The sequence below is a fragment of the Variovorax sp. V35 genome, from assembly GCF_041154465.1.
Lineage (GTDB): Bacteria > Pseudomonadota > Gammaproteobacteria > Burkholderiales > Burkholderiaceae_C > Variovorax > Variovorax boronicumulans.
The window spans coordinates 1,761,266-1,775,901 of record NZ_AP028666.1; the positions used below are offsets into that span (position 1 = coordinate 1,761,266).

A 14,636-nucleotide genomic window follows, 5' to 3' on the forward strand; every position below is an offset into this window, starting at 1 on the left:
GATAATGGGGACCATGGCTACACCATCGTCCCCTTTTTCTTTGCTCGGCGACCTGTTCAACCGCATCGGCGAACGCCTGCAGCCGCCGGCCTGGGCCGTCCACGAGATCCAGCACCGCGCGGTCCTGTTCCTGAACCACGTGCTGCAGCAGGAGCCCGAAGCGCAGCAGCGGCTGCTGCGCCAGCAGGGCAGGGTGGTGCGCTTCCAGTGGCGCTTCGTGACGATGGAACTGGTGGCCACGCCGGCCGGCCTGCTCGACCTGGCACCTGCCGGCTCCACGCCCGAACTCACGCTCACCGTGATCGACGACTCCCCCTTCGACATCGCCCGCGCCACGCTGCGCGGCGACAAGCCTTCCGTGCAGATCGTCGGCGACGTGCAACTCGCGGCCGAGGTCAACTGGCTGGTCGATCACGTGCGCTGGGACGTCGAGGACGACCTGGCCCGCGTGATCGGCGACGTGCCCGCGCACACGCTGGGCAACGGCGTGCGGCGCGTGGTGGGTGCACTGCGCCAGTTCGTCGGCGACCGCTCGGCCCGTGCCGGCGGTGCGGCGGGCCACGCCGAATGAGTCGCTTCTATCGCGGCCTGTTCATCGTCTGGGTCGCACTGCGCTATGGCCTGGACGAGCTCGTGCTCACGAGCTTCCAGAAACCCTGGCTGCGCGTGGTGGCGCGCATCGTCTCCATCGGACGCAACCTCGACGCGCCGCGCGGCCAGCGCTTGCGCGAGGCGCTGGAGCGGCTGGGCCCCATCTTCGTGAAGTTCGGCCAGGTGCTGTCCACGCGGCGCGACCTGCTGCCGCCCGACATCGCCGACGAGCTCGCCTTCCTGCAGGACCGTGTGCCGCCGTTCCCCTCGGCGGTGGCGGTCGCGACCATCGAGCGCGCCTTCCGCCGCCCGGTGAGCGACGTGTTCGTGCAGTTCGACGAAACGCCCATCGCCAGCGCCTCGATCGCGCAGGTGCACTTCGCGACCATCCGCACCAACCAGGGCGAGATCCGCGACGTGGCAGTGAAGGTGCTGCGCCCCAACATGCGCGGCGTGATCGAGAAGGACCTGGCCCTCATGGCCATGATGGCCGGCTGGATCGAGAAGCTCTCGCCCGACGGCAAGCGCCTGAAGCCGCGCGAGGTGGTCGGCGAGTTCGACAAGTACCTGCACGACGAGCTCGACCTCGTGCGCGAGGCTGCCAACGCCGCGCAGCTGCGCCGCAACATGGCCTCGCTCGACCTGGTGCTGATCCCCGAGATGTTCTGGGACTTCTGCCACCCCGAGGTCATCGTGATGGAGCGCATGAACGGCGTGCCCATTGCCCAGATCGACAAGCTGCGCGCTGCCGGCGTCGACATTCCCAAGCTCGCGCGCGACGGCGTGACGATCTTCTTCACGCAGGTGTTCCGCGACGGTTTCTTCCACGCCGACATGCACCCGGGCAACATCCAGGTGAGCCTGGCGCCCGAGACCTTCGGGCGCTACATCTCGCTCGACTTCGGCATCATCGGCACGCTCACCGAGTCCGACAAGGAATACCTTGCGCAGAACTTCGCGGCTTTCTTCCGGCGCGACTACAAGCGCGTGGCCGAGCTGCACCTGGAGAGCGGCTGGGTGCCGCAGGGCACGCGCATCGACGAGCTCGAGGCGGCGATCCGCACCGTGTGCGAGCCGTACTTCGACCGGCCGCTGAAGGAAATCTCGCTGGGCATGGTGCTGATGCGCCTGTTCCAGACCTCGCGCCGCTTCCACGTCGAGATCCAGCCGCAGCTGGTGCTGCTGCAGAAGACCCTGCTGAACATCGAGGGCCTGGGCCGCAGCATCGACCCTGAGCTCGACCTCTGGGCCACGGCCAAGCCCTTCCTCGAGAAGTGGATGGTCGACCAGATCGGGCCGAAGAAGCTGTTCCAGCAGCTGCGGGCCGAGGCGCCGCGCTACGCGAAATTGCTGCCGCAATTGCCGCGTTTGCTGCACGATTTCCTGGAAAATCGGCCGCCCGATCACCGCCGCGAGTTGCAGGAACTGCTGGCCGCGCAGAAGCGCACCAACCGGCTGCTGCAGGCCATCCTCTATGGCGGCATCGGATTCGTCCTGGGGTTGCTCGCCATGCAAGTGCTGGTGCGCGTGCGTTTGTTCTAGAGGCTGGAGGAGTTTCGCCGTGTTGTTGACGCTGGTCATCGTCTATCTGCTGGTCACCATCGCCATCGGCCTGTATGCGGCCAAACGGGTGAAGAACACCACCGACTTCGCGATCGCGGGGCGGCACCTGCCGCTGTTCATGATCATCACGACCACCTTCGCGACCTGGTTCGGGTCCGAGACGGTGCTCGGCATCCCGGCCAAGTTCATCGAGGGCGGCCTGAGCGGCGTGGTCGAAGACCCGTTCGGCGCGGGCACCTGCCTGATCCTGGTGGGCCTGTTCTTCGCGGGCAAGCTGTACCGCATGACGCTCTTGACCATCAGCGACTACTACCGCGAGCGCTACGGCCGCAGCGTGGAAGTGGCCTGCTCGCTGATCATCATGCTGAGCTACCTGGGCTGGGTCTCGGCGCAGGTCACGGCGCTGGGGCTGGTATTCAACGTGCTGTCGGCCGGCGCGATCAGTATCCCGCTGGGCATGGTGATCGGCGTGGTCTCGATCCTGGCCTACACGCTGTTCGGCGGCATGTGGTCGGTGGCCGTGACCGACTTCATCCAGATGATCATCCTGGTCGTCGGCCTCGCAGTCATCGCGATGTTCGCGGGCGACATGGCCGGCGGCGCCGACAAGGTGGTGGCCTTCGCGGTCAGCAAGGACCTCTTCAAGTTCTGGCCCGAGCCCAACTGGCACGACATGGTGTTCTTCTTTGCCGCGGCCATCACGATGATGCTGGGCTCCATTCCGCAGCAGGACGTGTTCCAGCGCGTGATGTCGGCCAACAGCGTCAAGGCCGCCACGCGCGGCCCGGTGATCGGCGGCGTGGCCTACATCCTGTTCGCCTTCGTGCCGATGTTCCTCGTGGCCAGCGCGCTGCTCATCATGCCGGAGGAGGTCGCCGTGCTGCTGAAGGAAGATCCGCAGAAGGTGCTGCCCACGCTGGTGCTGCAGAAGATGCCCTTCGTGATGCAGGTGCTGTTCTTCGGCGCGCTGCTGTCGGCCATCAAGTCGACCGCTTCGGCCACGCTGCTGGCGCCCAGCGTCACCTTCACCGAGAACATCTGGCGCCAGTTCCGTCCCGCCGGCACCGACCGCGAGAACCTGATGACCATGCGCATCACGGTGCTGCTGTTCAGCGCCGCCGTGCTGGCCTACGCGATCCGCATGCAGGGCACGCCGATCTACGAACTGGTGTCGGGCGCCTACCAGGTGCCGCTGGTGGGGGCCTTCGTGCCGTTGGTGTGCGGCCTGTACTGGCGCCGTGCCACCACCCAGGGCGCCATCGCCTCGATCGTGGGGGGCATCGGCGTCTGGCTGCTGTTCATGGCGATGCCCTGGGGTACCGCTTTCCCGGCCCAGCTGGCGGGCGTGCTGTCCTCGTTCGCGGGCATGGTCATCGGCTCGCTGCTGCCTCAATGGATAGCGAACACTCACACGCCGCACCGCCTGCTGGCGACCGAGCCGGCCTGACGGCGGGCCGGGTCGCGCCCCCACGGCCCCTGCGGGCGGGGGCGCCCCTATAATCGAGGGCTTTGCGAGCGGCAGCTGCGTCGCTCATTCCCACCCCGATTTCCCATGCCCATTTACGCCTACAAGTGCAGTTCCTGCGGCTTTGCCAAGGACGTTCTGCAGAAGATGTCGGACACGCCGCTCTCGGTGTGCCCGGAATGCGGTGCGAGCGCATTTGAAAAGCAGGTCACGGCCGCCGGCTTCCAGCTCAAGGGCTCGGGCTGGTACGTGACCGACTTCCGCGAGGGCGGCGGCAAGAAGTCCGAGGCCGCCACCGCGCCCGCTGCGTCCGGCGACGGCGCCAAGTCGGCCGACGCTTCTTCTTCGTCCCCCGCCTCCAGCCCCGCACCGGCGCCCGCTCCCGCGCCGGCCCCCGCTGCAACGGCTGCCGCCAAGAGCGGCGACTGACGGAACCCTCTCCCATGTCCGCCCTGCGCAAATGGCTGCTGTCCGGCTTGCTGGTCATCGTGCCGCTGGTCATCACGCTCGGCGTGCTGAACTGGATCATCGGCACGCTCGACCAGACGCTGTGGCTGCTGCCCGAGCAGTGGCAGACCTGGCTCAGCGAGCACAAGGTGCGCGGCCTGGGCGTGCTGCTCACGCTGGCGATCCTGCTGGTGGTGGGCGCCACGGCCAGCAACTTCGTCGGCAAGCGCCTGCTCGGCTGGGGCGACGCCGTGGTGCGCCGCATCCCGGTGGTGCGCTCGATCTACTCGAGCGTCAAGCAGGTGTCGGACACGCTGTTCTCCGAGAACGGCAATGCCTTTCGCACCGCGGTGCTGATCCAGTGGCCGCGCGAAAACGTGTGGACCATCGCCTTCGTCACCGGCGCGCCCGGCAATGAAGTCGCCGAGCACTTGGGCGAGGGCGAGTTCCTCAGCGTCTACGTGCCGACCACGCCCAACCCCACGGGCGGCTACTTCGTGATGCTCAAGCGCAGCGACTGCATCGAACTCCAGATGAGCGTGGACGAAGCGCTCAAGTACATCGTCTCGATGGGCGTGGTCGTTCCAGGCGGCCCCACCACGGTGGCGGTGAAGCCATCCAACTCATAAAAACGAACGCGCCACGACGGCGCCGGAAGTCATCTCTATGGCCATGCGTACTCACTATTGCGGTCTTGTGACCGAAGCCCTGTTGGGCCAGACCGTCACCCTGTGCGGGTGGGTCAACCGTCGCCGCGACCACGGCGGCGTGATCTTCATCGACGTGCGCGACCGCGAAGGCTACGTGCAGGTGGTGTGCGACCCCGACCGCGCCTCGACCTTCGCCGTGGCCGAGAACCTGCGCAACGAGTTCTGCGTGCAGATCACGGGCCTCGTGCGCGCGCGCCCCGAAGGCACGACCAACGACAGCCTCAAGAGCGGCAAGATCGAAGTGCTGTGCCACGAGCTGAAGGTGCTGAACCCCTCGGTCACGCCCCCGTTCCTGCTGGACGACGACAACCTCTCGGAAACCACCCGCCTCACGCACCGCGTGCTCGACCTGCGCCGCCCGGCCATGCAGCGCAACATGATGCTGCGCTACAAGGTGACGATGGAAACGCGCAAGTTCCTCGATGCCAACGGCTTCATCGACATCGAGACGCCGATGCTGGGCAAGTCCACGCCCGAAGGCGCGCGCGACTACCTCGTGCCCAGCCGCGTGCACGACGGCAGCTTCTTCGCGCTGCCGCAGTCGCCCCAGCTGTTCAAGCAGCTGCTGATGGTGGCCGGCTACGACCGCTACTACCAGATCGTGAAGTGCTTCCGCGACGAAGACCTGCGCGCCGACCGCCAGCCTGAATTCACGCAGATCGACATCGAGACCTCGTTCCTCGCCGAAGAGGAAATCCGCGAGATGTTCGAAGGCATGATCCGCAACGTGTTCCGCAACGCCGCGGACATCGACCTGCCGGTGTTCCCGACCATGAGCTACGCCGACGCGATGTTCAAGTACGGCTCGGACAAGCCCGACCTGCGCGTGAAGCTCGAGTTCACCGAACTCACCGAGCTGATGAAGCGCGTCGAGTTCAAGGTGTTCTCCAACGCCGCCACCATGGCCGGCGGCCGTGTCGTCGCGCTGCGCGTGCCCGGCGGCGGTGCCGAGGGCGGCCTGTCGCGCGGCGAGATCGACGCCTACCAGGAGTTCGTGAAGATCTACGGTGCCAAGGGCCTGGCCTACATCAAGGTCAACGACGCCGCCGCCGGCCGCGACGGCCTGCAAAGCCCGATCGTCAAGAACCTGGACGACGCCACGCTGGCCGAGATCATCGCCCGCACGGGTGCGCGCAACGGCGACATCCTGTTCTTCGGCGCCGACAAGGAAAAGGTCGTCAACGACGCCATCGGCGCGCTGCGCGTGAAGATCGGCCACAGCGCCTTCGGCAAGAAGGCGGGCCTGTTCGACGACCGCTGGGCACCGCTGTGGGTGGTCGACTTCCCGATGTTCGAGTTCGACGAGGAAGGCCAGCGCTGGAGCGCCGTGCACCACCCGTTCACCGCACCGAAGGACGGCCATGAAGACCTCATGGACACCGCACCCGAGAAGTGCATCGCCAAGGCCTACGACATGGTGCTCAACGGCATCGAGATGGGCGGCGGTTCGGTGCGTATCCACCGCGAGGAAGTGCAGAGCAAGGTGTTCCGCGCGCTCAAGATCAGCGCCGAGGACGCGCAGCTCAAGTTCGGCTTCCTGCTGGACGCGCTGCAGTACGGCGCCCCGCCGCACGGCGGCATCGCCATCGGCCTGGACCGCCTGGTCATGCTCATGACCGGCGCCGAGTCGATCCGCGACGTGATCGCCTTCCCCAAGACCCAGCGCGCGCAAGACCTGCTGACGCAGGCGCCGAGCCCGGTCGACGAGAAGCAGCTGCGCGAACTGCACATCAAGCTGCGCAACACGCCGCAAGCCGCGGCCTGAGGCCGGCATGACGACTGGCACCCGACCCTGGAAGATCCCGGAGTCGGTGCTGGTCGTGATCCACACGCCGGCACTCGATGTGCTGCTCATCCGGCGTGCGGATGCCGAGTCCGACTTCTGGCAGTCGGTCACCGGCAGCAAGGACACCCTCGACGAGCCGCTGGCGCTCACGGCCGCCCGCGAGGTGGCCGAGGAAACCGGCATCCAGTGCGGCGAAGGCAGCGCCCTGGCTTCGCAACTGGTCGACTGGCAGCTGCGCAACGTCTACGAGATCTACCCGGGCTGGCGCGCGCGCTACGAACCCGGCGTCACCCACAACACCGAGCACCTGTTCGGCTTGTGCGTGCCCGAACGCCTGACGCCCGTGCTCGACCCGCGCGAGCACACCGACTGGCAATGGCTGCCGTACCACGAGGCGGCCGACGCCTGCTTTTCCCCGTCGAACGCCGAAGCCATTCTGTTGCTGCCAGAATTTGCGCGATGAACCCACCGGCCGCCGCAGCAGCAGCAACGCAGAACCTCCGGGTCGCGACCTACAACATCCACAAGGGTGTGCAGGGGATCGGGCCGGCGCGTCGGCTTGAGATCCACAACCTGGGCCATGCCATCGAGCAGCTCGATGCCGACATCGTCTGCCTGCAGGAAGTGCGCAAGATGAACCGCCAGGCCGCTGCACGCTTTCCGCGCTGGCCCGAGCTGCCGCAGGCCGACTTTCTGGCGCCCGAGGGCTACACGGCCGTCTACGAGACCAACGCCGTCACGCGCCACGGCGAGCACGGCAACGCGTTGCTCACGCGCTGGCCGGTGATCCGCACCAGCCACCAGGACATCTCCGACCACCGCTTCGAACAGCGCGGCCTGCTGCATGCCGTGATCGACGTCGAAGGGCGCCGGGTGCACGCCATCGTGGTGCACCTGGGGCTCATCAAGGGCAGCCGCGTGCGGCAGGTGGCCCGACTGCGCGAGTTCATCGAGCGCGAGGTGCCGGCCGACGAGGCCGTGGTGGTGGCCGGCGATTTCAACGACTGGGGCGCGCGCATGCGCTACGCCATGAACGCCATGGGCCTGCGCGACACCAGCGACCTGCGCGGCCCGCGCACGCTCACGTACCCGTCGCGCCTGCCCGTGACGCAGCTCGATTTCGTCTATGGCCGCCAGCTCGAACCGCTGGCCTGCAACGTGCCGCGCGGCCCGATCTGGGCCCGCATGTCCGACCACCTTCCACTGGTAGCCGACTTCGCGCTACCTAATTGATAGCATTGCTCCGAGAAGGGGCGGGCGTTGTAGCCCGAATCCCCTGGGGCCATTCACTGGTACGATCCCCGCCATGCTGAGGAAAACCGACGTCGAACCGCTTCCCGATCGAAAAGACGATGACGAGGGCACGCCCGTCTCCGTCAAGATCCGCGAGCGACTGAATGCAGCGCGCAAGCGTTTCAACGCCAACGACAACATCGCCGAGTTCATCCAGCCGGGCGAGCTGGAGTCGCTGCTCGACGAGGTCGAGGTCAAGATGAAGGGCGTGCTCGAGAGCCTGGTCATCGATGTCGAGAACGACCACAACACCGACAACACCGCGCGCCGCGTGGCCAAGATGTACCTCAACGAGGTGTTTCGCGGCCGCTACGTGCCGGCGCCTCCGCTCACCGAGTTTCCCAACGCCGAGCACCTGAACGAGCTGATGATCGTCGGCCCGATCACCGTGCGCAGCGCCTGCTCGCACCACTTCTGCCCGATCATCGGCAAGCTGTGGATCGGCGTGATGCCCAACGAGCACACGAACGTGATCGGCCTGTCCAAGTACGCGCGCCTGGCCGAATGGGTCATGGGGCGTCCGCAGATCCAGGAAGAAGCCGTGGTGCAGCTGGCCGACCTGATCCAGGAAAAGACGCAGCCCGACGGCCTGGCGCTGGTCATGGAGGCCGAGCATTTCTGCATGGCCTGGCGCGGCGTGAAGGAAATGGACAGCAAGATGATCAACTCCGTCATGCGCGGCGTGTTCCTGAAAGACCCGAGCCTGCGCCGCGAATTCCTGTCTCTCCTGCCAAGAAAGAGCTGAGCCATGCTGGTCCGACTTCTCTATGCCAGTCGCGCCGTCGATACCAGCCCCGAGGCCATCGAGGCGATCCTCGCGAAATCGCGCACGCACAACCCGGCCTGCGGCATCACCGGCATCCTCTGCTACGGCGCCGGCACCTTCCTGCAGGCCATCGAGGGCGGGCGCGACGCCATCAGCGATCTCTACGGGCACATCCAGCGCGATCCGCGCCACAAGGACGTGGTGCTGCTGCACTACGAGGAAATCTCCGAGCGCCGCTTCGGTGGCTGGACGATGGGGCAGGTCAACCTCTCCAAGCTCAACGCCTCGACGCTGCTGAAGTACTCCGAGAAGCCCGAGCTCGACCCGTACAAGGTCTCGGGCAAGGTCTCGCTCGCGCTGCTCGAAGAACTGATGGCCACCGCGGCCATCGTCGGCCGCCACTGATCCCGGTTCGACCGGGGTGCCCCTTTCCGCTTTCGCACTGATCCTGCTGGCTGGCGTCATCCACGCCAGCTGGAACATCGCCGCCAAGAAGGCGAATGGCGATTCGCGCTTCGCGTTCCAGAGCGGCGTGTTCATGGCCGTGGTGTGGGCGCCCGTGGGCATCACGCTCGGCTGGAGCGTCGTGCCGACCTGGGGCACGAAGGAGTGGGCCTTCATCGTGCTGAGCGGCGTGCTGCACGTCTTCTATTACGTCGTGCTGCTGCGCGGCTACCGCAAGTCGGACCTCACGGTGGTCTACCCGCTGGCGCGCGGCTCGGGGCCGCTGCTGTCGTCGCTGGTCGCGATCCTGTTTCTCGGCGAGAAGATCAGCCTCGTCGGCGTGGCCGGCATCTTCGGCGTGGTGCTCGGCGTGTTCCTGGTGGCCGGCGGTCCGCGCCTCTTTCACAAGAAGCATGACCCGGTGCAGCGCGAGCGCGTGCACAAGGGCATGCGCTACGGCGTGCTGACCGGCGCCTTCATCGCGGCCTACACGGTCACCGACAGCTACGCCGTCAAGTTCCTCGCCATGTCGCCGATCCTGCTCGACTACATGAGCAACTTCGTGCGCCTCGTGCTGCTGCTGCCCGCCGCGCTGCAGGACCGCGCGACCACCGCGCGCATGTGGCGTGAGCAGTGGAAGTACGCGCTGCTGGTGGCGGCGATCAGCCCCGTCTCGTACGTGCTCGTGCTGTACGCGGTGCAGCAGGCGCCCATCTCGCACGTCGCGCCGGCGCGCGAGGTGTCGATGCTGTTCGCCGCGCTGATCGGCGGGCACCTGCTGCGCGAAGGCGACCGCATGCTGCGGCTGTTGGGCGCGCTGTTCATCGCGGCCGGCGTGATCGCGCTCGCACTGGGTTGACCGAAGGCGGGCGATGCTCTTCGGCTGCGATTTCTCGAGCGCACCGACCGCCCGCAAACCCATCGTCGTGGCCGTCGGCGAACTGGCCGGCCCGGACGCCGTCACGCTGATCAGCCTGCACCGCTTCGCCACGCTCGACGCCTGGGGCCAGTGGCTCGACAGCAGCACACCCGCCTGGGTCGGCGGCTTCGACTTTCCCTTCGGCCTGCCGCGCGAATTGATCGAGCACTTGCAGTGGCCGACCGCGTGGGACGCGCTGATCGCCCACTACGCCGGCCTGAGCCGCGCCGAGATCCGCGACACCTTCGCCGCCTTCTGCGCGGCGCGTCCGGTCGGCGGCAAGTTCGCGCACCGTGCGACCGATGCGCCGGCCGGCTCGAGCCCGTCGATGAAGTGGGTGAACCCGCCCGTCGCCTACATGCTGCACGCCGGCGTGCCGCGCCTGCTCGCCGCCGGCGCCACCTTGCCGGGCCTGTACACGGGCACGCACAAGGAGCGCATCGCGCTGGAGGCGTATCCCGGCTTGCTGGCCCGCGAGCTGATCGGCCGGCGCAGCTACAAGAGCGACGACCTCGCGCGCCAGTCGCCCGAGCGCGAAGCCGCGCGCGCCGACCTGCTGGCCGCGCTGGAAGCCGGGCGCACGCGGCTCGGCCTGCGCCTCCAACTCACGGCCGCACAGCGCAACGGGCTGCGCGCCGACGCCAAGGGCGACGAACTCGATGCGGTGCTGTGCCTGCTGCAGGCCGCCTGGGCCCAGCAGCGCGCCGGCAGCCCCGGGCCGGGCTACGGATTGCCGGGGTCCATGGACCCGCTCGAAGGCTGGATCGTCAGCGCCTGAGCCGCCTGCCGTCGCTTGCTTGTCCTACAGCGCTTCGGGCCTGCGGCGACACCCGGGCGCGGGCGGCGGGGACTAGATTGACTGGCGTGGACCAAGCCGGTCCATGCACCCATTTCCGACCGCAGGAGGATTTCCCATGACAACGTCGAACCGTTCCCTCGCTCCCTTTGCCACCTCGCGCACCTGGCTCGCCGTGCTCGCCGCCGGCGCCGCGCTGACCCTGGCCGCCTGCGACAAGCCGGGCAACCAGACCGCCGGCGAGAAGCTCGACAGCGCCGTCGCCAAGACCGAGCAGGCGGCCTCCGATGCCAAGGCCAAGACCGAACAAGCCGCGGCCGATGCCAAGACCGGCATGGCCGGCGCCACGGCCGATGTGAAGGAAGCCGCCAAGGACGCCACCGCCGCCGTGACCGCCACGGTCGACGATGCCGCGATCACCGCCTCGGTCTCGGCCGGCCTGGCCAAGGACCCGGACCTGAGCGCGATCAAGATCGACGTCGACACCAAGGGCGGCGCCGTGAGCCTCAAGGGCCCGGCACCGACGGCCGCCGCCAAGTCGCGCGCCGAGGAGATCGCCAAGGCCGTGCAGGGCGTGAAGTCGGTGAACAACCAGCTCGAAGTGAAGGGCTGATCGGTCCTTCTGCGTCAAGCAGCAAAAAGCCCGGCTCGGCCGGGCTTTTTCTTGGGTGCGTGCAGCAGGCGTGCAGGTCAGGGCGGGTCTTGCCGAGGCGGCCGCCCAGGCTTCTGCAGCAGCGTGTTGACCAGGTCGGCCACGTCGGAGGTCTTGAGCACCGCCGCGATCACGGCCGTGGCCGAGAGCAGCCGCCAGGGCCGCACGAGCACCAGCAGCGAGCCCGTGGCGGCCGCGGCGGCCATGAGCTTGACGGGCTCGGTGCGGGCGTAGTGTTCGAGCAGGGGGCGCGCCAGCTGGCCGGCCGCGTGCGCGGGATGGCGGCGCCACCAGCGCTGCACCACGCCGCGCGCCATCGCGCTCCAGACGTTGTGGCGGCGCCCCGGCGAGGCGGGCGGCGCATCGCCGGCGTCGGTGTGTGCGTATTCGAGATCGTCGTCGGCGTCACCGGCGGCAAAGGCGCGATGCGGCGCCGGCGCGCCCGTCTCGCCGCCGTTCAGTTGCCGCACGAGCGCGCGGCGAGAAAGGGCCAGCCGCTGTTGCGGCGTCAGCTGCGCTGCGGCAGGGCGGCGGGGATCAGGGCTGCTCATGGCGGGCTCCGGGGGCGTGCAGCGCGTCGAGGTCCGCGGCCAGCTGGGCGCGCAGATCGTCGAAGCCGTAGTTCGGACTCGGGCGGGTGGCGATCCAGGTGCAGATCGCCGCGATGACCACCGCCACGGCAGGCACGGCCACCAGCACCCAGTGGAAGCTGCCGTGCAGCACGCCGAGCAGCACGGCCACGCCGATCAGCCCGAGTGCTAATACGGCGGTGGCCACGGCCAGAACGCCCGCGACCAGTCGGGCAACCAGGCCGCGCCCCGCCACGGCACTCTCCTGCCGGACAAGGGCTGCGTAGTTGGCGATGTGATCGGCAATGAGCTCCGGGTGCCCGAGCACCGTCGAGAAGATCGGATGAAGCATGTGCGAGGGTGGTCGGGCGGGGTCGGTCGGTCAGTGGCGATGCAACGGATCAGTAGTCGTCGCGGTTGCGGCGGCTGGCCAGCACGATCAGCGCCGTGATGGCGGCGCCGGCCGCGGCGGCCAGCAGCACCGAGCGCACGGGCTGGTCGGAGATGTAGCGGCCGGTCACGTCGGCGGCCTGTTCGATGCGGCGGTGCGCGCGGGCGCTGGTGGTCGAGGCGGCGTCGAGGCCGCGCTGCACGGCTTGCTGCACGCGTGCGGCCAACTGCTCGACACCCGGTTCGGCGTCGCGGCGCAGTTCGCGGACCTTTTCGCCCGCCGCATTCACCGCGTTCTGAGCGTAGGCGCGGGTGGTTTCGGCCGCTTCCTGGGCGGTCTGGCGCACGTCGTCGGCGAGTTGCGAAGGGGTCTTGGTCGTGTTCATGGGAGAGTCCTTTCCGGGAAGATGAAATGCGGGAGCCTGTGGATCGTAACTACGCTACTTGCGTCGTAGCAAGCCGGCCAGGAAGCTGGCGATGGCGAGCACGGCAAAGATGATGAAAAGGACCTTGGCGATCCCCACCGCGCTGGCGGCAATGCCACCGAAGCCGAACACGGCAGCGATGAGTGCGATGACCAGAAATACCACGGCGTAGTGCAGCATGCGGAACTCCTTCGAGGCTTCCCTCTTTGTGGTTTGAAACCATGCATCCGGGCGCATCGCTGAAGACGCGGCCCGGTGCCGGATGACACAGGACCCACCTTAAGGGCAGGGCCGCATCGGCCCTGTCAGCGACCGGGGCGGGGGTGCGTAGGAGGCGACCGAGTCGCCGCAGGCCCGGGGCGTGAAGAAATGCCAGCGCCTGCGTCAGGCACCGCGCGACGCGGGGGTGTCGGGGCTCGCCGGCGTGCCGGCCTGCGGTGCCGGCTTCACCACCGGCAGCATCGCGGTGAGCCGCGTGCCCTGGCCGGGCGCCGAGGTGATGGTGAGCTTGCCGCGCGCCGCCTCGACCCGGTGGCGCATGCCCGCCAGGCCGTGCGTCGACGGGCGCATGCGCTGCGCGTCGAAGCCCTTGCCGTTGTCGGCCACCTCCACGATCACGTGGTTGGCGTAGTTCTTCAGCACGATGGTGGCTTCGCTGGCCTCGGCGTACTTGCCGATGTTGGTCAGGCTCTCCTGCACCATGCGGTAGATCGTGAGCTGACGCGACTCGTCCATGGTCACCGGTTCCAGCGCCATCTCGATCTCCAGGCCCGAGCGCTCTCCGAACTCGCGCCCCAGGATTTCCAGCGAGGCGACCAGCCCGAGGTTGGAGAGCGACGAAGGCCGCAGGTCCTCGATGATGCGGCGCTTCAGCGCGATGCCGCTGTTGAGCAGCTCGGTCAGATGCTGCAGTCGCTGGATCGCGTCGGGCGAGTCGGCCAGGCGCGACTTCAGCCGCGCCACGTCGAGCTTGGCGGCCGTGAGCAGCGAGCCCAGCTCGTCGTGCAGTTCGCGCGCCAGGTAGCCGCGCTCGGTCTCGCGCACGTCCTGCAGGTGGGTGGCGAGTTCGGCCAGCGAGGCGGTGCGCTCGCGCACCTCGTCCTCGAGCGCGTTGCGTTCGCGTTGCAGCGCTTCCTGCTGGCGCTCGCCCACGGAGCGCAGCGCGTGCGTCTGGCGCAGGTACAGGAAGAAGGCGATCAGCGCCGCGAGCGCCACGATGCCGGTGCCGACGCGTGCCAGCTGCAGCGACTTCATCACCTGCAGCTGGCCGGCCTGCAGCGTCGCGTTGCTGGTCTTCACCAGCTCGTTGGCGGTGGCGCGGATGGCTTCCATCTCCTCGCGTCCGACGTCGGTGGTCATGACGAACTTCCAGGCGTCCTCGTTGCCCTCGTGGCGCAGCCGCACGCTCATGTCCATCTCGGCGATCTTGCGCAGCACGTGCTTGGACAGCTCGGACAGCTGGGTGCGCTCGGCCGGGCGTTCGGCGTACAGCTGGCGCAGCGTGGCCAGGTTGCCGTCCACCTGCTTGACCGCGATGTCGTAGGGCTGGCGGTAGGCGGCTTCACCCGTGAGCAGGAAGCCGCGCTGGCCGGTTTCGGCGTCCAGCATGTTCTGCAGGATCTGGTTGAGCGTGCCGCGGATCTGCTGCGCCTCGTCGATGTCCGCCAGGGCGCGGCTCGATTGCCGGTATCCTGCCTCGTTGATGCCCACGAGGGCCAGTGCGGCCAGCGCTGCGAGCAACAGGCTCACGGCCATTTTTTGGGGGGCTAACCAGTGCATGACACCCTTAGGGTCGCATTCAATGCAACTTCGTGAATAAT

General features: G+C 68.0%; 18 protein-coding genes. 13 read left to right on the plus strand and 5 right to left on the minus strand.

Annotation, left to right across the window (positions count from 1 at the left end; genetic code table 11):
* Nucleotides 1–13: 13 nt before the first annotated feature.
* From ACAM42_RS08090 to ACAM42_RS08150, 13 genes are all read left to right on the plus strand, one after another.
* Complete coding sequence (locus ACAM42_RS08090; RefSeq protein WP_062477123.1) at nucleotides 14–571, plus strand: SCP2 domain-containing protein; 558 nt, start codon at nucleotides 14–16, stop codon at nucleotides 569–571.
* On the plus strand, nucleotides 568–2,133 hold the full coding sequence (ubiB, locus tag ACAM42_RS08095; protein WP_369631682.1) for a ubiquinone biosynthesis regulatory protein kinase UbiB: 1,566 nt from the start codon (nucleotides 568–570) through the stop codon (nucleotides 2,131–2,133). Before ACAM42_RS08090 ends, ubiB begins: the two co-directional genes overlap by 4 nt.
* A gap of 19 nt (nucleotides 2,134–2,152) precedes the next feature.
* A complete protein-coding gene (locus ACAM42_RS08100) occupies nucleotides 2,153–3,601 on the plus strand; it encodes a sodium:solute symporter family protein (protein ID WP_062477039.1) in 1,449 nt (482 codons plus the stop codon).
* Between the two features lie 105 nt (nucleotides 3,602–3,706).
* Entirely contained in the window at nucleotides 3,707–4,048 is a 342-nt protein-coding gene (locus tag ACAM42_RS08105) for an FmdB family zinc ribbon protein (protein WP_062477042.1), read from the plus strand.
* Nucleotides 4,049–4,062: 14 nt separating this feature from the next.
* A complete protein-coding gene (locus tag ACAM42_RS08110; RefSeq protein WP_369631683.1) occupies nucleotides 4,063–4,695 on the plus strand; it encodes a DUF502 domain-containing protein in 633 nt (210 codons plus the stop codon).
* 37 nt (nucleotides 4,696–4,732) lie between these two features.
* Entirely contained in the window at nucleotides 4,733–6,541 is a 1,809-nt protein-coding gene (aspS, locus tag ACAM42_RS08115; protein ID WP_307696262.1) for an aspartate--tRNA ligase, read from the plus strand.
* A gap of 7 nt (nucleotides 6,542–6,548) precedes the next feature.
* Nucleotides 6,549–7,025, plus strand: a complete 477-nt coding sequence (nudB, locus tag ACAM42_RS08120) for a dihydroneopterin triphosphate diphosphatase (protein WP_369631684.1) — start codon at nucleotides 6,549–6,551, stop codon at nucleotides 7,023–7,025.
* Complete coding sequence (locus tag ACAM42_RS08125) at nucleotides 7,022–7,795, plus strand: endonuclease/exonuclease/phosphatase family protein (protein ID WP_095949358.1); 774 nt, start codon at nucleotides 7,022–7,024, stop codon at nucleotides 7,793–7,795. The genes nudB and ACAM42_RS08125 overlap by 4 nt, the downstream gene beginning before the upstream one ends.
* 73 nt (nucleotides 7,796–7,868) lie before the next feature.
* Entirely contained in the window at nucleotides 7,869–8,600 is a 732-nt protein-coding gene (gene folE, locus ACAM42_RS08130) for a GTP cyclohydrolase I (protein WP_062477056.1), read from the plus strand.
* Between the two features lie 3 nt (nucleotides 8,601–8,603).
* Entirely contained in the window at nucleotides 8,604–9,026 is a 423-nt protein-coding gene (locus tag ACAM42_RS08135) for a BLUF domain-containing protein (RefSeq protein WP_062477059.1), read from the plus strand.
* 16 nt (nucleotides 9,027–9,042) lie between these two features.
* Entirely contained in the window at nucleotides 9,043–9,924 is an 882-nt protein-coding gene (locus ACAM42_RS08140; RefSeq protein WP_369631685.1) for an EamA family transporter, read from the plus strand.
* A gap of 13 nt (nucleotides 9,925–9,937) precedes the next feature.
* A complete protein-coding gene (locus ACAM42_RS08145) occupies nucleotides 9,938–10,762 on the plus strand; it encodes a DUF429 domain-containing protein (RefSeq protein WP_369631686.1) in 825 nt (274 codons plus the stop codon).
* Nucleotides 10,763–10,898: 136 nt separating this feature from the next.
* The gene (locus tag ACAM42_RS08150) at nucleotides 10,899–11,393 is read left to right on the plus strand and encodes a BON domain-containing protein (protein WP_062477068.1); all 495 of its coding nucleotides are present in this window, start codon (nucleotides 10,899–10,901) and stop codon (nucleotides 11,391–11,393) included.
* A 77-nt stretch (nucleotides 11,394–11,470) separates the two neighbouring features.
* On the opposite strand, the gene ACAM42_RS08155 is transcribed toward ACAM42_RS08150, so the two are convergent.
* The 5 genes from ACAM42_RS08155 to ACAM42_RS08175 form a co-directional block, all read right to left on the minus strand.
* Nucleotides 11,471–11,983 (minus strand): hypothetical protein, encoded by a 513-nt coding sequence (locus ACAM42_RS08155; RefSeq protein WP_369631687.1) that lies wholly within the window; start codon nucleotides 11,981–11,983, stop codon nucleotides 11,471–11,473.
* A complete protein-coding gene (locus ACAM42_RS08160; RefSeq protein ID WP_369631688.1) occupies nucleotides 11,970–12,353 on the minus strand; it encodes a hypothetical protein in 384 nt (127 codons plus the stop codon). The genes ACAM42_RS08155 and ACAM42_RS08160 overlap by 14 nt, the downstream gene beginning before the upstream one ends.
* 49 nt (nucleotides 12,354–12,402) lie before the next feature.
* The gene (locus ACAM42_RS08165; RefSeq protein ID WP_062477074.1) at nucleotides 12,403–12,777 is read right to left on the minus strand and encodes a hypothetical protein; all 375 of its coding nucleotides are present in this window, start codon (nucleotides 12,775–12,777) and stop codon (nucleotides 12,403–12,405) included.
* A gap of 54 nt (nucleotides 12,778–12,831) precedes the next feature.
* Nucleotides 12,832–12,996, minus strand: coding sequence for a DUF1328 domain-containing protein (locus tag ACAM42_RS08170; RefSeq protein ID WP_070063586.1), 165 nt, complete (start codon nucleotides 12,994–12,996; stop codon nucleotides 12,832–12,834).
* 204 nt (nucleotides 12,997–13,200) lie between these two features.
* Nucleotides 13,201–14,571: a CHASE3 domain-containing protein gene (locus ACAM42_RS08175; protein WP_062477077.1), complete on the minus strand. Its 1,371-nt coding sequence runs from the start codon at nucleotides 14,569–14,571 to the stop codon at nucleotides 13,201–13,203.
* Nucleotides 14,572–14,636: the final 65 nt, after the last annotated feature.